The organism is Terribacillus sp. JSM ZJ617, assembly GCF_044383785.1.
Lineage (GTDB): Bacteria > Bacillota > Bacilli > Bacillales > Amphibacillaceae > Terribacillus.
The window spans coordinates 166,839-185,532 of sequence record NZ_JBISEQ010000004.1 but is presented as its reverse complement, the minus strand read 5'-3'; the positions used below and the strand labels follow the sequence as shown (position 1 = coordinate 185,532).

Here is an 18,694-nt window from a genome sequence, read left to right as displayed (position 1 = left end):
TAAAATACGTGGCAGTGAAACGGGAATATCATACATCTGATTTCTATTGATTTATTGGAAAAGCTAAATCTTATGATTTGGCTTTTTTTATTTTTTGGAAAAAAGTTCTTTTCAAATGGAAAGTGCTGGTGTATACTTTTGTGTATCAAGTGTACTACTATAACTAATACAGTTAATACAGAATCTCGAATGAGGTGAATACATGTTTGAACTTGACTTGCGAAGCGGCAAGCCGATATATGAACAAATCGTTGATAAGTTCAAAGAACTGATCATCAATCAGGTGCTGGAAACGGACGAGAAGCTTCCTTCGGTACGGGAGCTCGCCCAGCAGCTGACGATCAATCCGAATACAATCCAAAAAGCATACCGGGAGCTTGAAAATCAAGAATTGATCTATTCCGTAAAGGGACGGGGGAGTTTCGTGAACGCGATTAGTTTACAGGTCGATCCGCAAAAGGTGAAGCAGATGCAGGAGGAATTGAAAAAACTGCTTACCGAGGCACTGTATATCGGTATGACAGCAGATGAAATTCGAAATGTGGTGGAGCAGCAACTGCTTAATGGGGGAGGAAGCGAAAAATGATCAAAGCAGTAGAATTAAGTAAAAAATTTGACCGGAAACAAGTGTTGGACCAAGTTGGTTTTCAGGTTAAAAAAGGGACGATTTACGGTCTACTTGGCTCGAACGGCGCAGGAAAGACAACTATAATGCGTATTCTTGCCGGTATACTGAAGCAAGACAAAGGGTCTGTCCTGGTAGACGGCAAAACGGTATTTGAAAATGTGGCAATGAAACAGCGCATCATCTTCATGCCAGATATCCTTTATTTTCTCCCGCAGTATACAGTGAAGCAGATGGGGCAATTTTATGCGGATATGTATGCAAATTGGGATCAGCAGCGATATGACCAGCTGATCAGCCAATTCAAACTGGAGAACAAGAAAGTCTCTACCTTTTCGAAAGGGATGCAGCGACAAGTGGCATTTTGTCTGGCATTGGCAGCAAAGCCGGATTTTCTAATCATGGACGAACCGCTGGATGGATTAGACGCAGTTGTGCGGCAGCGAATTAAAGGCTTACTCATCAATGACGTAGCGGAGAGAGAGATGACCGTCCTTATTTCTTCCCACAATCTGCGGGAAATGGAGAACCTCTGTGATGACGTTGGAATCGTACATAAAGGAAAAATGATTCTGGAGCGGAATCTGGATGATATGAAGACAGAGGTGCAAAAGGTTCAGTTCGCTTTGCGCAAAGGGCAGGATATGAGTTTCTTAGAAAAATTAAATATCCTTCACCAGGAAAAACGCGGGAGCATCCATCTGCTGATCGTCAAAGCAGACCATCAGGAGTTAGAAGGAATACTTGCAGCACAAAACCCAGTCGTACTGGATATGCTGCCGCTATCCTTGGAAGAAATCTTTATCTATGAAATGGGAGGTGCTGGCTATGCCATCGAAAACATCCTTGATTAAGAAGCAAATCATTTTGCATGATGTCCGACAGGTTGGTTGGTTAAGTGTATTATATTTTTTAGCTCTACTATTAATTCTGCCGATACAAATTATCATCCAGTATTCTGATCTGCCAAATAGAGAATATATGGAAAAGGGCGATCTTTTCCTATATATTCCGGATGTCCAGTGGCTTCTGTCCATTACAGTGCCAGTGCTTCTGGGGATATTATTATTGCGTTACTTGCATAAGAAACAAGTATCCGATTTCATCCACAGTATGCCTATTAAGAGGACGTCATTGTATCATCACCATCTAGTTGTAGGACTGATATTATTATTCATTCCTATTGTATTGAATGCGCTGATTCTGATTGGTTTACAGGCTTTCACTGGCATAGGGGATTATTTTAATGGGATGCATGTGTTATCTTGGCTGGGCATAATGCTATTTCTTAATACTTTTATGTTATTGGCCACGGTTTTCACAGGCATGATAACAGGAATGTTTTCCATGCACTTTGTACTAACTTATATCTTAGTCTTGCTTCCAGCGGGTCTTGCTCTCCTGCTAATTGCGAATATGAGCATTTTATTCGTAGGTTACCCGATGGATTATTATGCAGATATGGCGATTTTTAAATTCTCACCAATCTCGTATTTCTTTGTTAACTTTGCTCCTGGTTCTGATTTTTCCTGGATTGTGATGTCGGCATATGCAGCCGCGGGTTTGCTATTATATCTGGCTGCTTTCTGGTTATACGCTCACCGGCAAATGGAAGCTACTTCACAAGCAATTGTATTTCCTTTCTTGCGACCTGTCTTCCAATACGGCGTGACTTTCAGCTTTATGATGGCAGGCGGTTATTATTTCCATATTGCGTCTTCGTCATTTGCTTGGGTTATATTTGGCTATGTTGCAGGATCGCTAATCGGGTTTATTATAGCTGAAGCGATATTGAATAAAACATGGAGAGTTTATAGTAACTACAAATCTTATCTGATATTCGCAATTTCCTTAGCAGTTGTTCTTATTGCTGTGAATCTAGTTAAAGAGAATTATGAAAATAAGATTCCTTCCGCTGACAACATTGAAAGAGTTTATTTTGGAGATACCTATACTTACACAGAGGATCGGGAATATTTGCAACCGGGTATTAAACCGCTATATTTCACTGATAAGCAAGATATAGAGTTGGTTCGGGATTTACATGAGCAAGCAATAGATACTCCGAGGGTAGATGATTGGTATGAAGGAAATTTGCGTTCCACGTTCGTCGTTTATGAGCTGAAAAACGGAAAGAAGATAGCTAGATCATATACGTATTCTCTTGATGACAATCCTGAACTGAAAAGTCTGCAGCATAAGATTGAAGGATCAAAGGCGTATAAGTATGCAAATAACGCAGTCTTTAATATTGAGTCCGATGAAATTTATGCTGTGGATGTACAATCAAATAACATTAAGCAAAGCAGCACCAGGATTTCCGATCCAGAATTGATACATGCGCTTATTGAGGCTATCAAGAAAGATATAGAGCTTAAAGATCCACAGGCGTATTCAGAGGAAGCACTAACTTATTCAGTGGATCTAATGACTAATAAAGATCAAGATTACTATTATGCAAATTTTGATGACAGTGATAAAAATACGATTAAAGTATTACAGGATGCGGGGCTTTATGATGATCTAAAAGTATATTCCGAGGATATATCAAGTATTGATTTGGAGGATTCCGAACGGAATAATACGGTAACTATAGAAGATGAAGATGTAATCAAGCAAATACTCGATCACATTACTTACTATAGCGAAGAAGAGGATTCCGCTTTTGTAACTTTCAACCTTAACAGGGGACAGAGTATGCAAGATGAGCTCTCTATCGAATACGATGACCTCCCCGAATCAATCAAAAACCAACTGGAGGAATAAAGCGTGGCTAGCGAGTATGTATATGTGACGGAGTCGGTGTTTCAGCATATCTATTCGCTCTACCATCAGCGGGTATATCATGCAGCGCAGAAGGTGCTGCGTGATCCGCAGCTGGCAGAGGATGCGGCGCAAGAGACGTTCATCAAAGCTTATCGTAATCTGGACAAGCTGGAGGATGTGTCGAAGGCAGGTGCATGGCTTGCAACAATTGCTTCACGTACAGCCATTGATATGCTTCGCAAAGAAGGTAAAAGCAAGTTCATTAGTATAGAATTGGCCAGCTGGGAGCTTGAGCAGCATTATCTCGAGCATATCGTCATGGAAGAGGTCGAACTGCGGGAGACGAAACGTGAACTCGAGCAGGATATTCGAAAGCTGAAACCGAAGCTCCAAGAAGTATTCGCGTTGCGTTATGTGAATGATATGAAAGAAAGTGAAATTGCTGCTAACCTATCTTTAACCAAATCAACAGTGAAGACTCGATTGTATAGGGCAAAGCAACTAATAAAAGCAGAGCGGGCAAACCGCGATATGATAATGGTAAGAGAGACATGGTAAAGCCTGTCTCCCTTTTTGGTGAACAATAACGGAGTAAAAATAAGAAAAAATCATTTAAATCCGAACAATATATTGAATTGGTTTGTTAAAGTATGTATAATGACCTTACCGCATACATGACAGGTGGTTGTTGGCATGCTAGAGAATAGCAATGAAATCAAGAAGAAGCTGTCACATATGTACAATGATGTGTCGAAGGAATTGTTCGGTGTCGGAACGACATTATTGAAGGTTTCCATCGATCAGAACATCATCACCATCCAAGCCAAGCATCGGCGTTCACCGCGATCTGCAGCTTTGGAAGGCGAGGCTCCCAGCTTGAAGCAGGAGGTCGACTTCCGGTTATCCATGCTGTACAAAAAACGCTTGGCAGAAAAACTTAATACCGAAACGGAATGGCACATTGAGTCTATACTACGAGATTACGACGCAGCCTCTCAACGTGCTTTTACCAATATTGTCTTAGGCAGTTAAGCCAACACCGGATTCATCTGGTGTACGGTTTATGCCATAGAAAAGCTTGATTGGTCTGACCTTTGTTTATCGAAGAGAAGATGATCTAGTAGAATGCTCGCATTCTATTAAGATTGTCTTCTTTTTTTGCTTTTATAAATCACTAACTATATGGGGGTTTTTCACATGAATGGTCGTATTAAAATGCTTTTGGGTTCAGCTGCAATCGCTTCTGCACTTACTTTATCTGCTTGTGGCAGTGACAGTGCTGGTGCTGGGAAAGAAAAGCTTGTCATCTCTACTTGGGGTTTCTCGGAAGATTTCTTCAATGAAGATGTGTATGCGCCATTTGAAGAGGAACACAATGTCGACATTGTAGTAGAAACAGGAAATAACGCAGAACGATTGAACAAAATACGACAAGGCAACTCAGACGTTGATTTAGTCTATCTATCTGACTATTACGCGCAGCAAGGGGTGGATGATGGCTTGTTCGAGGAGCTGGATTCTTCCAAGCTGACAAACCTGGATAAGATCTATGATGCAGCCAAGACTCCTAACGGTGAAGGATATGGACCAGCATACACAATCGGCCAGTTCGGGATTGCCTATAATCCTGAAATGGTGAAAGGATCCGTTGCATCATGGAAGGATCTGTGGAGTGCAGAGTGGGAAGGTAATGTAGCGATTCCTGGAATTACGACTACAACAGGACCGATGTTCCTTGATGCAGCTTCCAAAGTAAGCGGCAATGATTCATTCAATGAAGATGCAGCATTCAAACAGCTCGAAGCGTTGAAGCCTAATATCGTAAATGAATATAATCAAACATCCGAGTTCGTCAATATGTTTGGACAAGGCGAAATCGCAGGCGGACCGATTATGGAAATGTATTTCAGTTCTTTGAAGGAAGCAGTTCCCGAAGCTGAATTTGTTACACCTGAAGAAGGCGGATATGCTGTCATGAATACAGTTAACGTAGTGAAAGACAGCGATCAAAAAGAATTGGCTGAGGAATTCATCAATTATCAGCTGAGTACAGAAGTACAAGAAAAGACAGCAAAAGCGAAGGTGGATTCTCCGGTTAATACAGAAGTGGTACTTTCCGATGAAGAGCAGGAAGGTGTTACGTACGGTGAAGATGTCATCGAGGAACTACATGTCCTGCCAGCAGACTTCCTAGTCGAGAACTCTAAGGGATGGATCGATCGCTGGAATAAAGAAGTGACCAAGTGAGGGGGAGCATGATGAAGAAAGTCATATTGGATGTAGATACTGGTATTGATGATGCAATTGGAATCATGCTTGCTGTGAAAAGCGAGGCGCTGGATGTCGTTGGTATCACGACTGTCAGCGGCAATGTCTCTTTGGAAACAGCTACGACCAACACAGCCAAGATACTCGATCTGCTTGAAGATGATAAGACTCCTATATTCTCGGGAGCTGCCAAACCGCTGACCCGGAAACCTCATTTCGAGCATCGTGTGCATGGAGAAGACGGTATTGGAGGCGCACTGAAAGGTGTTGCTACGCACCGTGAGATACAAGAACAATCTGCAGCTGATTTTATACAAAACCAAGTCATGGCCGCACCAGGCGACATCACATTGATCATGACAGGTCCACTGACTAATCTGGCTGAGGCCGTACAGCAGTATCCTGAAATTGTATCGGCAGTGAGAGAGGTCATCTTTATGGGTGGTGTCGTGAAAGGGGTTGGCAATGTGACGCCGGTGGCGGAGTATAACATGTTCGCTGACCCAGAAGCTGCATCCATTGTTTTCGACGCAGGGTTCCAGTCCTTAACACAAGTCGGACTGGACGTTACGAGAAGTGCTTTGCTGAAGGATGAACATATTGATTTAATACATAATCCAGTATTACAGGATTATGTTCGGACAAGCACTGCGACATACCGCAATAGCTATTTTGAGCGGAATGGCGTATGGGCTTGTGCAATGCATGACCCGCTAGCCGTTGCCATTGCGATCGATTCCGAGCTGGTAAAAACAGAATGGCTGCACGTTGCGATGGAAACAAACAGTACCTACTGTGACGGTCAGACTGTCTGCGATTTCCAGAACCGGCTAGGACATCCAGCGAATATGCATGTTTGTCTAGAGCTCGATGAAGCTCGTTTCTTCGACCTCTTTCTCAAGCTGTTGAACGCTTAGACAAAAGAACGGGAGTTAATCATTATGCGAAATTATTATAAGTATCTCCTGATCTTGCCGGGGGTTCTATTTCTAACAATTTTCATGCTCGTCCCAATCGGCATGACAATCATTTCGACCTTCTTTCCAAATCAAGCAGCAGCTGATACAAGCAATTACGCCAGTCTTTTCCGGGATTCATACTTTTTGGAGATTCTATGGACAACCCTGCGGGTAAGCCTTTTGACTACTATCATTTGTATGGTGATTGGTTTCCCGGCTGCGTATTTTATTGCAAGATTGTCTGCGAAAATGAAGGCAGTCCTGTTGATTTTGACTATATTCCCGCTGCTGACAAGTCCTGTTGTGCGTTCCTTCAGCTGGATGGTCATCATTGGCCGCAATGGGCTGGTCAATGAAGCATTGATGGGAATTGGCATTATACAGGAACCTTTGGAAATTCTGTATACGCCAACTGCTGTCATCATCGGGCTTGTCCACCTCTTCCTGCCATTGACCATCATTACATTGGTTGGTGTTATGGAAAGTATTGAGTCAGATTTGCTGACGGCAGCAGCGAGCCTTGGTGCTAGCCGATTTGGAGTGTTTACGAAGGTAGTCCTGCCGCTTTGCGTACCTGGTTTAGTAATTGGTGCTATTCTGGTTTTCGTCGGCAGTTTTACCGCGTATACGACACCTGCTTTGCTAGGAGGTCAGCAGCGTGTCCTTTCGACGCTGCTCTATCAAAATGCTAATACATTAAACGACTGGCATATGGCCAGTATTCTAGCTGCCATCATGATTGTTGTGACGCTCATTGTCATCACATGCATGAATTTACTGGCAAATAGATTGAATCCGAGGAGGTAGACGATGCGGGAAAAAAATATAGGACTTGGTATATTCACGTTTCTAGTATTCGTTTTCTTGCTTGGGCCATTGGTGATTATTTCTGTCACTTCTTTTGAACAAGGGACGGTACTTCGGTTTCCGCCAGAATCCTTCTCGCTCGATTGGTATAAAAATATATTCGAGGTGAGCGGCTTTCTGGAAACGTTCAAGGTTTCCATCTATCTCTCCTTGGCGGGCAACCTGCTTGCGCTGTTGATCGGCATACCAGCAGCTTATGCCTTGAATCGATTCGATTTTAAAGGGAAGGCGTTTTTGGAAGGTATATTCGTATCCCCGATCATCATTCCGGGTATCGTGCTAGGTTTTACGTTCCTGCGCTTTTTCATAACATACTATCAGCTTCCGATCTATGCAGGTCTGTTTATCGGGCATACTGTCATTATGCTGCCCTTCATTATCCGTGTCGTCTCTTCAAGCCTGGCTAACTTTGATTTTTCCATCGAAGAGGCGGCAGTCAGTTTAGGGGCAAGCAGAATCGGTACTTTCTTCAAAGTAGTTCTGCCGAATATCAAATCCGGTATCATTGCCGGAGTTCTGATAGCATTCCTGGAATCATTCAATAATGTGGACATTTCAGTCTTCATGACTGGACCTGGCGTAAGCACACTGCCAATTGAAATGCTCACGTATGTGCAGAATTACTTCGATCCGACAATCGCTGCTTTATCCGTTGTATTGATGATCATCACAGCTTTATTCATGTTCTTTGTCGAACGGTTGCTTGGCTTATCTTATTTCACGAAACGGTAATTAGGAGGCTTTATCATGTCTTTGTTTACGCTGCAGGATGTCACGGTTGCTTATCAGAAACAAGCTATTCTACAAGACTTCAATTTGTCTATCGGAGAAGGGGAACTCGTTTCCCTTCTTGGTCCAAGTGGTTGCGGGAAAACGACCACGCTTCGTTTGATTGCTGGATTCCTGCAATCAAAACAAGGTAAATTCTTGTTCCGCGAGAAGGATTATACGAAAGTTCCGGTAAACAAACGCAATTTCGGATTTGTTTTTCAAAATTATGCTTTGTTCCCGCATATGACGGTATTCGATAATGTTGCTTTCGGCTTGCGTCAGCGAAAAGTATCGAAAGCGTCGATCAAGGATAGAGTGCTGCGGGTGCTTGATATTGTCAGTTTGAAAGGTTTCGAAGAACGCTTTCCAGCTGCATTGTCAGGCGGACAGAAGCAGCGTGTCGCAATTGCCAGAGCGTTAGTCATTGAGCCGGATCTCCTGTTATTCGATGAACCTTTAAGCAACTTGGATGCCAACCTGCGTGTGAATATGCGCGTGGAAATCAGAAGGATACAGCAAGAGCTTGGGATTACGACAGTATACGTCTCGCATGACCAGGAAGAGTGCTTTTCCATTTCGGACAAGGTAGCCATCATGAATAAAGGGATCATTGAACAGTTAAGTGATCCTGCTACTATTTACAGACAGCCGAAGACGAAATTTGTCGCGGACTTCATCGGATTCAAGAACTTCATCCAATTCGACAGCCGACGTCAGGAGGCAGATGAAATCGCTGCAACTGTACAAGGAATAACTTTAACTGTCCAGCAGCAGGACAATGCCGCTGGATTGGTAGGAGCAATCAGACCGGATGATCTGCGTCTGTATCCAGTGGATGCAGCACCAATGTCGGTGGAGAATGCTGTACAAGGGAAAGTACTGATCAGCACGTATCTAGGCCGCAGTTATCAATATGAAGTGCAAACGAGTATTGGACAGTTCACCGTAAATGATGCTGCAGCAGCACCACTGGCAAATGGCCAGGACGTTCTACTCGAGATTCCAAAGAAACAAATCGTGCTCGTCGATTAGGAGGGTGTACCATGCTTGTTGATTTACTGATCCGCAACGTGCGGGTATTTAACAGCTATCGAAAGAAATTCATCGATGCCGATGTTGCTATGCTGGATGGGAAATTCCTTTATATCGGTAAGAAAGATACCGATAAACTGCAGCCAGAAAATGTGATAGATGGAGCAGGAAGGTACATGGTACCAGGTTTGATTGATATTCATTTGCATATTGAGAGTACGATGATTACGCCCTCATCCTTCTCTTATGGCGTCATTCAAAACGGCGTGACGACTATTGTGCCTGAACCCCACGAGATGGCAAATGTTTTCGGAGTAGACGGTGTGAAAAGTATGATGGAGGCAAGTGCGGATTGCGCTGTGGACATGTTTTATGCTATTCCGAGCTCCGTGCCGGCCACATCGATGGAGACGACAGGCGGAGAGATTGATATCCATGATATCGATTCGCTGGTGCTGTCAGGTAATATACAATGCCTTGGTGAGATTATGAACTATTATGATGTTATATCAGCTCCTGATAGTAAGACGAATCGTATCCTGGAGCATGTAAGACAAGCATATCCCCAATTAATTATTGAAGGTCATGTACCAAAGCTTTTGAATCTTGAATTGCAGCGAATGATTTATGCCGGTGTCGATTCCGATCATACGCATCAGACAGTGGAAGGCATGGAGCAGCGAATCAATGCAGGAATGTTTGTAGAATTGCAGGAAAAATCTATGACGCAGGAAATCGTAGATTACGTAATTGAAAACGATGTAAGTGAACATTTCTGCTTTGTAACGGATGACGTCATGGCAGATAAATTGCTGGAAGAAGGGCACCTGAACCAGCTTGTCCAAAAGGCTATAGATATGGGGATGAAGCCGGAGCAGGCAATATATGCAGCTACTGCTGCACCTGCAAAACGAATGCAGATGAAGGACCGAGGTATAATCGCTCCTGGGAAGATAGCTGATTTCATCTTGCTTGATGATTTACATACCTTCTCCATCCAAGAGGTTTTCAAGCGCGGACAACAAGTTTACGATAAGGACGCTGTAAAGGAGCAAATCGTTCTTGAACCACAATTTCCTCCATTCTACTATGAGAGCATTAAGCTGGATGAACTGAGGCATGACGATTTTCTTCTATTGAATGAAACAGACGAAAGTGATGCTCAGTACCGTGTTATGGAAATAAAAGATGGTTCGACATTCACGACAGAACGGCATGTTCGTTTGGCTATTGAATCTGGACAGGTGCAATGGCAGGAAGCAGGACTTGCGCTTGTCATGACTGCGGAAAGATATGGGAAGAACGGTAATCGTGCCTTTGGTCTGTTAACAGGGGATATGCTGAAAGAGGGGGCGATTGCCACTACATATTCGCATGATAACCATAACTTGCTTGTTATCGGTCGTGATATAGATGATATGGTCCTCGCGGCAAATGAAGTGATTCGTCATCAAGGCGGCATCTGCTGTGTGAAGGATGGTCAAGTTCTATCTATGGTGCAATTGCCTGTTGGGGGTATTCTGTCGGAAGCACCATTGAAGGAAGTGGCAGCACAAGTTTCTGACCTGACAAAGTCTATTAAATCACTCGGTTACAAGCATTATAATGTTCTTATGTCGATCAGTACCCTTTCGCTGCCGGTGAGTCCTGCATTGAAATTGACGGATCAAGGCTATATCAGGGTGAACGAGGGACATATCGTACCTTTGGGAGTTTAGAAGGAGTCTGCATCGGCAGACTCCTTTTTTACGTGCTCAAGATAGAAGCGCTTCGGCGGTTCCGTTATAATAAAGGCAAATGAGAAAAGATGAAGGAGAATCGCATGCCAGGTATGAACAAAGCATTATATGACTATATCATGGACAACGCCTCATATATAACAGATCGATGGGCCGCATTATTATATGACTACAAAGATTCGATCTATGCAGATGATGCTGGAAAAGAGATGCGTGCGAAATTAAGAAAACAGCACCGAATGACAATCGTCACCGTTGCCAGTGCACTTTTGGAGGACGAAGAGCAATATAGTCAGAATCTCAAAATATGGGTAGAAAAAGTGGCGAATAGCCGAGTTAAGACCAATACACCAATTCATGAAGTGCTGCAGGCAGTAGGGAAATCAGGAACGGTCATTTGGGAATTTATCGAGTCATTTACAGAAGAGCACAAAGAGGATGTCACGCCTGCGATGGTCATCCGGTGGTCGAAGAATCTTCATCGTGCCCTAGATGAAGTCATCAATAAATTCACAAAGTTCTATTATGAGCTGACAGACAGGAAAATCAGAAGTCAGCGCGAAGTAATCCATAAGACTAGTTCACCTGTTATTCCAATCATGAAAGGTATCGGTGTTTTTCCATTGGTCGGAGAAATAAGTGAGCGGAGGGCAGAGCTGATCGTCGGGCATATGCCGCAAGCTTGCAAGGAAAAAGGGATAGAAACGCTCTTCATAGATATGTCAGGAGCGAGTTTTACAGATGCACTGGTAAGGGAAAAACTCAGACAGATGGTGCAGATCCTGCAGATGCTTGGAATAAACTGTGCAATTTCCGGTGTCCGTCCAGATTTGGCACAGACTTTAGGAGGAGATAGACAGGTGGGGGATATACTTTTCTATAATTCCTTGCAGCAGGCATTGTCGCATTATGGATTGACCCGAAGTTAGACGAGGAGGATATGAATGAGAGTCGAGCATTTGACGGTAAAAGCGAATGGAATGAACATGCATATGGCTGCAGCTGGTCCGAATGATGGTAAATTGGTGATACTCCTGCATGGTTTCCCGGAATTCTGGTATGGGTGGAAGGAACAGATCGTTCCGCTTGCAGAAGAAGGATTCCGAGTGCTTGCCCTTGATCAGCGAGGCTATAATTTGAGTGATAAACCAGAAGGTACGGCCAATTATGTATTGGACGAGCTCCGTGACGATGTTATAGCAGTGATCCGTCTCTTCCAAAGAGAGAAAGCAATTATCATTGGCCATGACTGGGGTGGAGCTGTCGGCTGGCATCTGGCAGTCACTCGGCCGGAACATGTAGAGAGATTCATTGCTATCAATATGCCGCATCCTGCAGCTATGCCAAAAATACTCGCAACCAATCCGCTGCAGTGGTTCAAGAGCTCTTATATGGCCTTTTTCCAAATGCAGGATGTACCGGAAAAATCATTGGCGGCTAATGACTATTACGGTCTTGCAATGGCTTTGACAAAGTTCAGCCAAGAAGGTACGTTTTCTCAGATGGATGTAGATAATTATAAAGAAGCATGGTCTAAGCCAGGTGCGCTGACAGGCATGTTGAACTGGTACCGAGCATTGACAGAAAAGGATAACATCAGCGTGTACGGCCAAAAGAATGCAGTGATGGTTCATGTGCCTACCAAGATTATTTGGGGAATCAAGGATCAATTCCTTTTAAAGAAACTGGCGCAGGAATCTACCAAGTACTGTTCCGATTACGAGCTGGTATATATTGATGATGCGACACATTGGGTGCACCATGAGCAGCCGGAAATCGTCAATATGCTGATTAAAGAATTCCTGGTAGAAAAAACGCAAGTAGCCGAAGGGGTAGGGGTATGACATTCGATTTGCATACACATCATTATCGATGCGGGCACGCTGAAGGACAAATAGAGGATTATATTATTGCTGCGATTGAGAAAGGCTTGCACTATATCGGGATAGCGGATCATTCTCCTTATTTCTACAGTGAGGAAGATCAGCTTTATCCTGGTATTGCGATGCCGATCAGCGGATTTGAAGCATATGTACAGGAAGTGCTGCAACTGAAAGAGAAATATAAGGATCAGATTCATGTCCTTTTAGGTGTAGAGAGTGATTTCTTCCCGCAGCATGCTGCTTTATATGCGGACTACTATAAAAAGTATCCATTCGATTATATTATCGGTTCCGTTCACTATGTTGATGAAGTGAATATCTTCAAGCAAGGCAGATGGGATGGCTTATCAGAAGCAGACCACATCAGGGTGAAAGAAACTTATTACGATATGATTCAGCAATCGGCTAAAAGCGGCATATTTCAAGTGCTTGGCCATATTGATGCGATGAAAGGCTTTTATCCTGCGTTTTCTGAGATTCCTGCAGATCATGCGATTGAACAAACCTTAAAAGTTATCGGGGAAACTGGTGTTGCAATTGAAGTGAATACATCCGGAGGGACGAAGGCAGTAGGCGGATGGTATCCTTCAGACCGGATTTTAGAGCGGGCACTGCATTATGGCGTGGACATATCCTTTGGCTCTGATGCCCATGTACCATCCCGGATCGGCGAGGATTTCGATAAAGTGAAAGAGCGTTTGAAGGATATCGGATTCAAGGAAATGGTCTATTTCGTGCAAAAGCAAAAAAGGGTACTGCCATTGTAATTACAGTTTTTTTGTTTACTTTCATTATGACGGGGTATTTATACAGCAATACGGTAAACAAAAAGCTAAGGAGTGATTATGATGGTACAAGCACAACAAGTAGACAAGCAAGAAGTGAAAGAGCAGGCTAAAGCAGGTTCCAAACTATTGACCGGTGCAGTTGCTGGAGCAGTTACAGGTGCGGCAATCGTTTTACTTAACAAACAGACACGTCAAAAGGTATTTCAAAATGTCGGCGTGGCAAAGGATACAGTTGTCAGCTTCGTAAAAGAAGCGAAACAGGATCCGCAAGGCACGAAGGAACAGGTTATGTCCAAAGTGCAGGATGCAACTGAGCTTGCAAAGGATGCAGCTAATGACGTTAAGAATGTTTACGATAAAGCTCAAAATGAAATTATGTCTTCTGTCAACGATGTCCAAGAGGATTCTAAATCTGCCCTTGGCACAGTAAAAGAAGTGAAGGAAGATTTGAAAAATGCAGGCAGTAAAGCGAAGGAAGCTTCTAACAAATTAATGGAAGCCAAACCGGAAAGTGCTCCGAGCAATCCGATGACAAAGTCAAAAAATGAAGGCAATAGCGGTTCTGATGAACAAAAGAGCCAGCCTATCAACAAAACAACTACAGCACCTACTACTAAAACAACACCGCCTACTCCTAATAACAAGCAATCTATTTAAAAAAATCGCCTCCCTTAGGGAGGCGATTTTTTAATTAGTGATATCTTTGATATATTGTCCTATATCATTGCTTTGCGTATCGAGATTTTGAATATCTTCCATAAACTCTACCATTACACGGGATTGCTCTTCTGAAGCGGTAGATACCTCGCCTATACTCAACGTAAGGTTCTCCATATTTGTCCGGATCTCCTGAAGGGATTGGCCGATTGTTCCGACAGCTTCCTTTGTACCGATAGAGAGCTTGCGGATTTCGTCTGCAACGACACCAAATCCTCTGCCAGCGTCACCAGAGCGAGCTGCTTCAATAGCTGCATTCAAGCCTAGTAGGTTCGTCTGTGTGGAGATATCTTCGATTAGTTGCACAACTTTACTGATTTCCTGAGAGTTTTCATTTGCATGGGATGCCTGGCTATCAATATCTGTGCTCGTAGCAGAAAGTTCCTCTGCTTGAGCTGCTACTTGTTGTACTTTTCCTTGTAGGCTGCTTACAACTGTGCGTAACTCATCAAGCTGCTTATCCAAGATTTCTTCATCTTTCAATGTTTTGGTAATCTGAAGAACGCCTACAATCTCACCGTTCTCATCTCTAATTGGGTTGGCAGAATTCTGCATCCCAATACCGTATCTTTCTTTTGGAATATGTACTTGTACTTTTTCGCCTTGAAGCGCTTGACGTAGAAGATCATTATCTTCTGTAAAAGCGAATTCGCCGACTTTAATACCGACATCCAAATCCTTAGAAGGAGAGAAATAAACATAATTCTCCGTATCTGTAACGACAACAACGTTATTTTCTCCAACATTCTTTTTGATTTCCGGTGCTAGATGTACCAAAGCTTGTATCGTAGGGTGCATAATGTATAACCTCCTTATTCTTGGTTTGTTACTTTTTTCATTGTTTCGATTATCTGTTTGCTCTTTTCATCCAAAGCCTGAATATCATCCATGAACTCGACCATTATTACTGACTGTTCCTCAGAGGAGGTAGATACTTCATTTATGCTAAGAGTCAGGTTTTCAATACTTGATCGTATTTCAGTCAAGGACTTGCCTATCGTTTGGACGGCTTCCTTCGTGTTATCGGAAAGTTTTCTGATTTCATCTGCAACGACACCAAACCCTTTTCCTGCATCACCAGAGCGAGCTGCCTCGATGGCTGCATTAAGACCAAGTAAATTGGTCTGTGTAGAGATCTGTTCGATTAATTGTACTACCTCACCAATTTGGCGGGAGTTTTGGTTGGCGCTATTTGCCTGCTCATTGATATCACTGCTTGTGGCAGAGAGTTCTTCTGCCTGTGCAGCGACATGCTGTACTTTTCCTTGTAGTGCATCTATTACTTGATTTAATTTGTTAAGTTCTTTATCTAGCTTCTCTTGATGCTCCAATGTACGTGATAGTGATAATAAGCCGACGATTTCATTCGTCTCCATATCGCGAATCGGGGTAATGGAGGTTACGACTGGTGCACCAAGCGCTTCGTAATCTTCCGTGATGGAAAAGACAATATGCTCTCCTTTGATAGCGCGCAAATAAACTTCATGTTCATCCAGTCTTGTTCTTCCGGCTTCAATGTCTAGTGATAAGAGTGTGGAAGGGGCAAAGTAAATAAACTTTTCGGTGTCCAGCACACCCATCGCAGCTGTCGGTCCAAGCGTATCTTTTATAATAGGGGCAATATTGACTACTGCCTGTAACGTAGAATTCATAAAATGAGCTCCTCTGCACATGGTTTTCCTTTATATCGGTAAGAAGTACCAGGAAGTGAAGAGTACCACTAGAAAAAGTCCTATTTTGTCATAATTTGTAGAAAAGTTTCTGTTTGCAAGATTGGGGGAAAAGCAGAGAAGAACATAAATCGGGAGAGGGGAAATCTGCATGTATGATGATTTAAGAGGAAAGACAGCTATCGTCACTGGATCTTCCAAAGGTATTGGGCGAGCAATCGCAGAGCGTTTCGGACAAGAAGGCATGAATGTTGTCGTCAATTATCATGGGGATGAAGATGGTGCTAATCAAGCAGCTGAGACTATTCGGGAAGCTGGCGGAAGAGCCGTTGTCATTCAAGCTGATGTTTCCAAGAAAGAAGAGGTTCGGAAATTGCTGGATGCGGCTTTGGAGGAATTCGGCGGATTGGATGTAATGGTGAATAACTCAGGCTTTAGCAAGCCGCAGCCGTATCATGAAATGGAAGAGGATACGTGGAGAAGTGTCATTGATGTAAACCTGACTGGCACATTCCTTGGCGGCCAGGTAGCTCTTCGTTATATGCTCGAGAATAATGTGAAAGGCAGCATTATCAATATGTCTAGTGTACACCAGCAAATACCGAAGCCTTCGGACAGTCATTATGCAGCATCCAAAGGCGGTATCAAGCTATTGACCGAAACAATGGCACTTGAGTATGCAGCAAACGGAATCCGAGTAAACGCTATTGCGCCAGGAACAATTGATACGGAGCGGAACGAAGATACCAAGCCGGAAAACGAAGCTAGACAGATGAAGAAAATACCGATGCAGTCATTTGGTAAACCAGAAGAGATTGCAGCAGCTGCTGCGTGGCTTGCATCCAAGGAAGCGAGCTATGTCACAGGTACTACTCTTTTCGTCGATGGAGGTATGACACTGTACCCGTCTCAGTTGGAACTGTAAGAGGTGACATAATCGTCACTTCCCGGCAATTAATGTTACCGGAATGACAGGAGCTCATGCTGCTTTCCTTCTATTATAAGACGTAATAGAACTTAAAGAAGGAGAGAATCCACATGGAGCAGATCGTCTTTTTGAGTGCTATGCTGATGTTGGGACTTACCTTTGTACTTACAATTGCAGCTATTTTGTCCAATGGTTTGAAGGTGTTGTTCGATCTCACAAGTAATTACATGCGCGTAGCCGTTTTTTGTTTTGCTATCTATATTATCAGTTTTAGCGCTTATCTTGTCTTGGCTAACTAAAAAGCGCCCATGGGGGCGCTTTTTCCTTAGTCAATATGCATTTCCAGATGCGGGTAATCCTTGAATCCTGGCCAATCTCCGCCCCATTCGAAGCCGAGATCTTTGGCAATTTCGACTACTTCCATCCAGTCGGATTTCCCGTTCTTATTCCCGTCATATTCCATATCCCAGATCACATTGCCTGGTTCTGGTTCCAGGGCAAAGTCAATGGCAAGTCCATAATTATGCATGGATTCCCCGCCTTGGACCTGGGTGACAATTTGTCCGTCCGTTGTGCGTCCTTGGGCGTAGAGCTTGTCTTGTTCTTCCTTGGAACGATAGTCATCCGTAATTATAATGGAGATACCGATGTCAGAAGTTTTTTCTATTAATTTACGCATGTTTTTTTCTACTGTAGGATGTAGTCCGGTAATGTCATCTGCATTCATGGAATCAGTGGGAGTGGTTTGATTGGGCGGAAGCTGCTCTATATGCAAAAAGCCGAATAGGATCAACGCTGCAACTGTCATAAGCAAAGTAGTTACTATAATCCTTTTCCAGTGCAAATTCGCTATTCTCCTTTTTGAAATCTTGTATATTATATTCTAGCATAGCGGAATAGGTACTAGATTGCACGTTTTGAAGCGAAGTTTTGAAAGGAAAAATAGGAGATTTAAGGAAGGGGGGAGGGAAGCGGACATGATCAGCTTGTCTGGACTTGTCTCATCATGCGCTTCTCGATGCTTGCGTCCAATTTCCGGATGCGTTTCAGTGCTTCTTGCTGAGATATGGTCTTGTAATGATGTGCACCGCCTGTTTCTTCATCAGCTGTATCTGCTTCCGCTACTACTTGCTGTAATGGGTCAAGCTTCAAATTATGCTCAGGCAGGTAAGAATCTGTATGCAGAAGGATAGCCAAGGAAATTGCTTTGGCGGCCTGCGGCTCTTCACCTAAACGAATCAAGAGCTTATGCGCACGGGCAGCACCCTTAATAGCATGGATATCATTCTGTTTATACATATCGTAATCCCATTTTCCATCGCTATACCATTCATAATGGCCAATATCATGCAGCAATGCAGCTTTGACCGCCATGTCTGGATCAACCTGCTTTTTCTCACTTATAGCCAGTGCGTGTTCCGCCACCGATATGGCATGCGCCTGTCCGGAACGTCCGAGGTATTTCTGTGCGATTGGGTGTGTATAAATCTGCTCTAATGTCACTTTTCTCATTTCTTTATCTCCTTTCTCTGTAAAAGTATATTGTTCAAGATATTAACACGTTAAGCGAAAGACTGCAAGTGAAAAAAACGGGGGATTTCATGTATATGGAATAACCGTTTCTACTCAAACTAAAACATCCTGCCTTCCTGAGCCTTGAGCAAAAGGGGGGAGCGTTGCA

20 protein-coding genes and 1 pseudogene are annotated in these 18,694 nt (G+C 43.3%); 17 read left to right on the top strand and 4 right to left on the bottom strand.

Features of this window, described 5'->3' with window-relative positions; all coding sequences use genetic code 11:
• The first annotated feature begins 202 nt into the window (after window positions 1-202).
• From ACH6C1_RS14485 to ACH6C1_RS14415, 15 genes are all read left to right on the top strand, one after another.
• Window positions 203-586, top strand: coding sequence for a GntR family transcriptional regulator (locus ACH6C1_RS14485; protein WP_095223898.1), 384 nt, complete (start codon window positions 203-205; stop codon window positions 584-586).
• Window positions 583-1,479 (top strand): ABC transporter ATP-binding protein, encoded by an 897-nt coding sequence (locus ACH6C1_RS14480; protein WP_374078188.1) that lies wholly within the window; start codon window positions 583-585, stop codon window positions 1,477-1,479. Before ACH6C1_RS14485 ends, ACH6C1_RS14480 begins: the two co-directional genes overlap by 4 nt.
• Window positions 1,454-3,391, top strand: a complete 1,938-nt coding sequence (locus tag ACH6C1_RS14475) for a hypothetical protein (protein ID WP_374078185.1) — start codon at window positions 1,454-1,456, stop codon at window positions 3,389-3,391. The genes ACH6C1_RS14480 and ACH6C1_RS14475 overlap by 26 nt, the downstream gene beginning before the upstream one ends.
• 3 nt (window positions 3,392-3,394) lie before the next feature.
• A complete protein-coding gene (locus ACH6C1_RS14470; protein WP_374078183.1) occupies window positions 3,395-3,949 on the top strand; it encodes an RNA polymerase sigma factor in 555 nt (184 codons plus the stop codon).
• Window positions 3,950-4,084: 135 nt separating this feature from the next.
• Entirely contained in the window at window positions 4,085-4,423 is a 339-nt protein-coding gene (locus ACH6C1_RS14465) for a Na-translocating system protein MpsC family protein (protein WP_095223902.1), read from the top strand.
• A 165-nt stretch (window positions 4,424-4,588) separates the two neighbouring features.
• Window positions 4,589-5,638, top strand: coding sequence for an ABC transporter substrate-binding protein (locus ACH6C1_RS14460; protein ID WP_374078180.1), 1,050 nt, complete (start codon window positions 4,589-4,591; stop codon window positions 5,636-5,638).
• A gap of 11 nt (window positions 5,639-5,649) precedes the next feature.
• Entirely contained in the window at window positions 5,650-6,576 is a 927-nt protein-coding gene (locus tag ACH6C1_RS14455) for a nucleoside hydrolase (protein ID WP_374078178.1), read from the top strand.
• Between the two features lie 24 nt (window positions 6,577-6,600).
• Window positions 6,601-7,425, top strand: a complete 825-nt coding sequence (locus tag ACH6C1_RS14450) for an ABC transporter permease (protein WP_374078175.1) — start codon at window positions 6,601-6,603, stop codon at window positions 7,423-7,425.
• Window positions 7,426-7,428: 3 nt separating this feature from the next.
• Window positions 7,429-8,217, top strand: a complete 789-nt coding sequence (locus tag ACH6C1_RS14445; RefSeq protein WP_374078172.1) for an ABC transporter permease — start codon at window positions 7,429-7,431, stop codon at window positions 8,215-8,217.
• Window positions 8,218-8,232: 15 nt separating this feature from the next.
• Window positions 8,233-9,288, top strand: a complete 1,056-nt coding sequence (locus ACH6C1_RS14440; RefSeq protein ID WP_374078170.1) for an ABC transporter ATP-binding protein — start codon at window positions 8,233-8,235, stop codon at window positions 9,286-9,288.
• Between the two features lie 11 nt (window positions 9,289-9,299).
• A complete protein-coding gene (locus ACH6C1_RS14435; protein WP_374078168.1) occupies window positions 9,300-11,006 on the top strand; it encodes an adenine deaminase C-terminal domain-containing protein in 1,707 nt (568 codons plus the stop codon).
• 104 nt (window positions 11,007-11,110) lie between these two features.
• On the top strand, window positions 11,111-11,956 hold the full coding sequence (locus ACH6C1_RS14430; protein WP_374078165.1) for an STAS domain-containing protein: 846 nt from the start codon (window positions 11,111-11,113) through the stop codon (window positions 11,954-11,956).
• Between the two features lie 15 nt (window positions 11,957-11,971).
• Window positions 11,972-12,871: an alpha/beta fold hydrolase gene (locus ACH6C1_RS14425; RefSeq protein ID WP_374078162.1), complete on the top strand. Its 900-nt coding sequence runs from the start codon at window positions 11,972-11,974 to the stop codon at window positions 12,869-12,871.
• Complete coding sequence (locus ACH6C1_RS14420) at window positions 12,868-13,677, top strand: histidinol-phosphatase (RefSeq protein ID WP_366248622.1); 810 nt, start codon at window positions 12,868-12,870, stop codon at window positions 13,675-13,677. Before ACH6C1_RS14425 ends, ACH6C1_RS14420 begins: the two co-directional genes overlap by 4 nt.
• 81 nt (window positions 13,678-13,758) lie before the next feature.
• Window positions 13,759-14,355, top strand: coding sequence for a hypothetical protein (locus ACH6C1_RS14415; RefSeq protein ID WP_095223912.1), 597 nt, complete (start codon window positions 13,759-13,761; stop codon window positions 14,353-14,355).
• 30 nt (window positions 14,356-14,385) lie between these two features.
• Here the strand turns inward: ACH6C1_RS14415 and ACH6C1_RS14410 are convergent, their stop codons facing one another.
• Together ACH6C1_RS14410 and ACH6C1_RS14405 are read right to left on the bottom strand one after the other, a co-directional pair.
• Window positions 14,386-15,213: a methyl-accepting chemotaxis protein gene (locus ACH6C1_RS14410; RefSeq protein WP_374078158.1), complete on the bottom strand. Its 828-nt coding sequence runs from the start codon at window positions 15,211-15,213 to the stop codon at window positions 14,386-14,388.
• A 14-nt stretch (window positions 15,214-15,227) separates the two neighbouring features.
• Window positions 15,228-15,560, bottom strand: a pseudogene (locus tag ACH6C1_RS14405) (methyl-accepting chemotaxis protein); the annotation flags it as partial.
• A gap of 676 nt (window positions 15,561-16,236) precedes the next feature.
• Between ACH6C1_RS14405 and ACH6C1_RS14400 the strand changes: the two are divergent.
• Window positions 16,237-17,010 (top strand): glucose 1-dehydrogenase, encoded by a 774-nt coding sequence (locus tag ACH6C1_RS14400; RefSeq protein WP_374078156.1) that lies wholly within the window; start codon window positions 16,237-16,239, stop codon window positions 17,008-17,010.
• Window positions 17,011-17,123: 113 nt separating this feature from the next.
• Window positions 17,124-17,312, top strand: coding sequence for a hypothetical protein (locus tag ACH6C1_RS14395; protein WP_095223916.1), 189 nt, complete (start codon window positions 17,124-17,126; stop codon window positions 17,310-17,312).
• A gap of 26 nt (window positions 17,313-17,338) precedes the next feature.
• Here ACH6C1_RS14395 and ACH6C1_RS14390 read toward each other — a convergent pair whose 3' ends face one another.
• Together ACH6C1_RS14390 and ACH6C1_RS14385 are read right to left on the bottom strand one after the other, a co-directional pair.
• Window positions 17,339-17,857: a M15 family metallopeptidase gene (locus ACH6C1_RS14390; protein ID WP_374078153.1), complete on the bottom strand. Its 519-nt coding sequence runs from the start codon at window positions 17,855-17,857 to the stop codon at window positions 17,339-17,341.
• Window positions 17,858-17,994: 137 nt separating this feature from the next.
• A complete protein-coding gene (locus tag ACH6C1_RS14385) occupies window positions 17,995-18,525 on the bottom strand; it encodes an HD domain-containing protein (protein WP_095223917.1) in 531 nt (176 codons plus the stop codon).
• Between the last annotated feature and the right edge of the window lie 169 nt (window positions 18,526-18,694).

Bases quoted from the DNA above. Each gene is read 5' to 3' on its own strand.
- ACH6C1_RS14385 (WP_095223917.1), bottom strand. From the start codon at position 18,525: ATGAGAAAAGTGACATTAGAGCAGATTTATACACACCCAATCGCACAG.
- ACH6C1_RS14480 (WP_374078188.1), top strand. From the start codon at position 583: ATGATCAAAGCAGTAGAATTAAGTAAAAAATTTGACCGGAAACAAGTG.
- ACH6C1_RS14475 (WP_374078185.1), top strand. From the start codon at position 1,454: ATGCCATCGAAAACATCCTTGATTAAGAAGCAAATCATTTTGCATGAT.
- ACH6C1_RS14415 (WP_095223912.1), top strand. From the start codon at position 13,759: ATGGTACAAGCACAACAAGTAGACAAGCAAGAAGTGAAAGAGCAGGCT.
- ACH6C1_RS14410 (WP_374078158.1), bottom strand. From the start codon at position 15,213: ATGCACCCTACGATACAAGCTTTGGTACATCTAGCACCGGAAATCAAA.
- ACH6C1_RS14395 (WP_095223916.1), top strand. From the start codon at position 17,124: ATGGAGCAGATCGTCTTTTTGAGTGCTATGCTGATGTTGGGACTTACC.
- ACH6C1_RS14425 (WP_374078162.1), top strand. From the start codon at position 11,972: ATGAGAGTCGAGCATTTGACGGTAAAAGCGAATGGAATGAACATGCAT.
- ACH6C1_RS14435 (WP_374078168.1), top strand. From the start codon at position 9,300: ATGCTTGTTGATTTACTGATCCGCAACGTGCGGGTATTTAACAGCTAT.
- ACH6C1_RS14445 (WP_374078172.1), top strand. From the start codon at position 7,429: ATGCGGGAAAAAAATATAGGACTTGGTATATTCACGTTTCTAGTATTC.
- ACH6C1_RS14440 (WP_374078170.1), top strand. From the start codon at position 8,233: ATGTCTTTGTTTACGCTGCAGGATGTCACGGTTGCTTATCAGAAACAA.
- ACH6C1_RS14430 (WP_374078165.1), top strand. From the start codon at position 11,111: ATGCCAGGTATGAACAAAGCATTATATGACTATATCATGGACAACGCC.
- ACH6C1_RS14400 (WP_374078156.1), top strand. From the start codon at position 16,237: ATGTATGATGATTTAAGAGGAAAGACAGCTATCGTCACTGGATCTTCC.
- ACH6C1_RS14450 (WP_374078175.1), top strand. From the start codon at position 6,601: ATGCGAAATTATTATAAGTATCTCCTGATCTTGCCGGGGGTTCTATTT.
- ACH6C1_RS14420 (WP_366248622.1), top strand. From the start codon at position 12,868: ATGACATTCGATTTGCATACACATCATTATCGATGCGGGCACGCTGAA.
- ACH6C1_RS14485 (WP_095223898.1), top strand. From the start codon at position 203: ATGTTTGAACTTGACTTGCGAAGCGGCAAGCCGATATATGAACAAATC.
- ACH6C1_RS14460 (WP_374078180.1), top strand. From the start codon at position 4,589: ATGAATGGTCGTATTAAAATGCTTTTGGGTTCAGCTGCAATCGCTTCT.
- ACH6C1_RS14455 (WP_374078178.1), top strand. From the start codon at position 5,650: ATGAAGAAAGTCATATTGGATGTAGATACTGGTATTGATGATGCAATT.
- ACH6C1_RS14465 (WP_095223902.1), top strand. From the start codon at position 4,085: ATGCTAGAGAATAGCAATGAAATCAAGAAGAAGCTGTCACATATGTAC.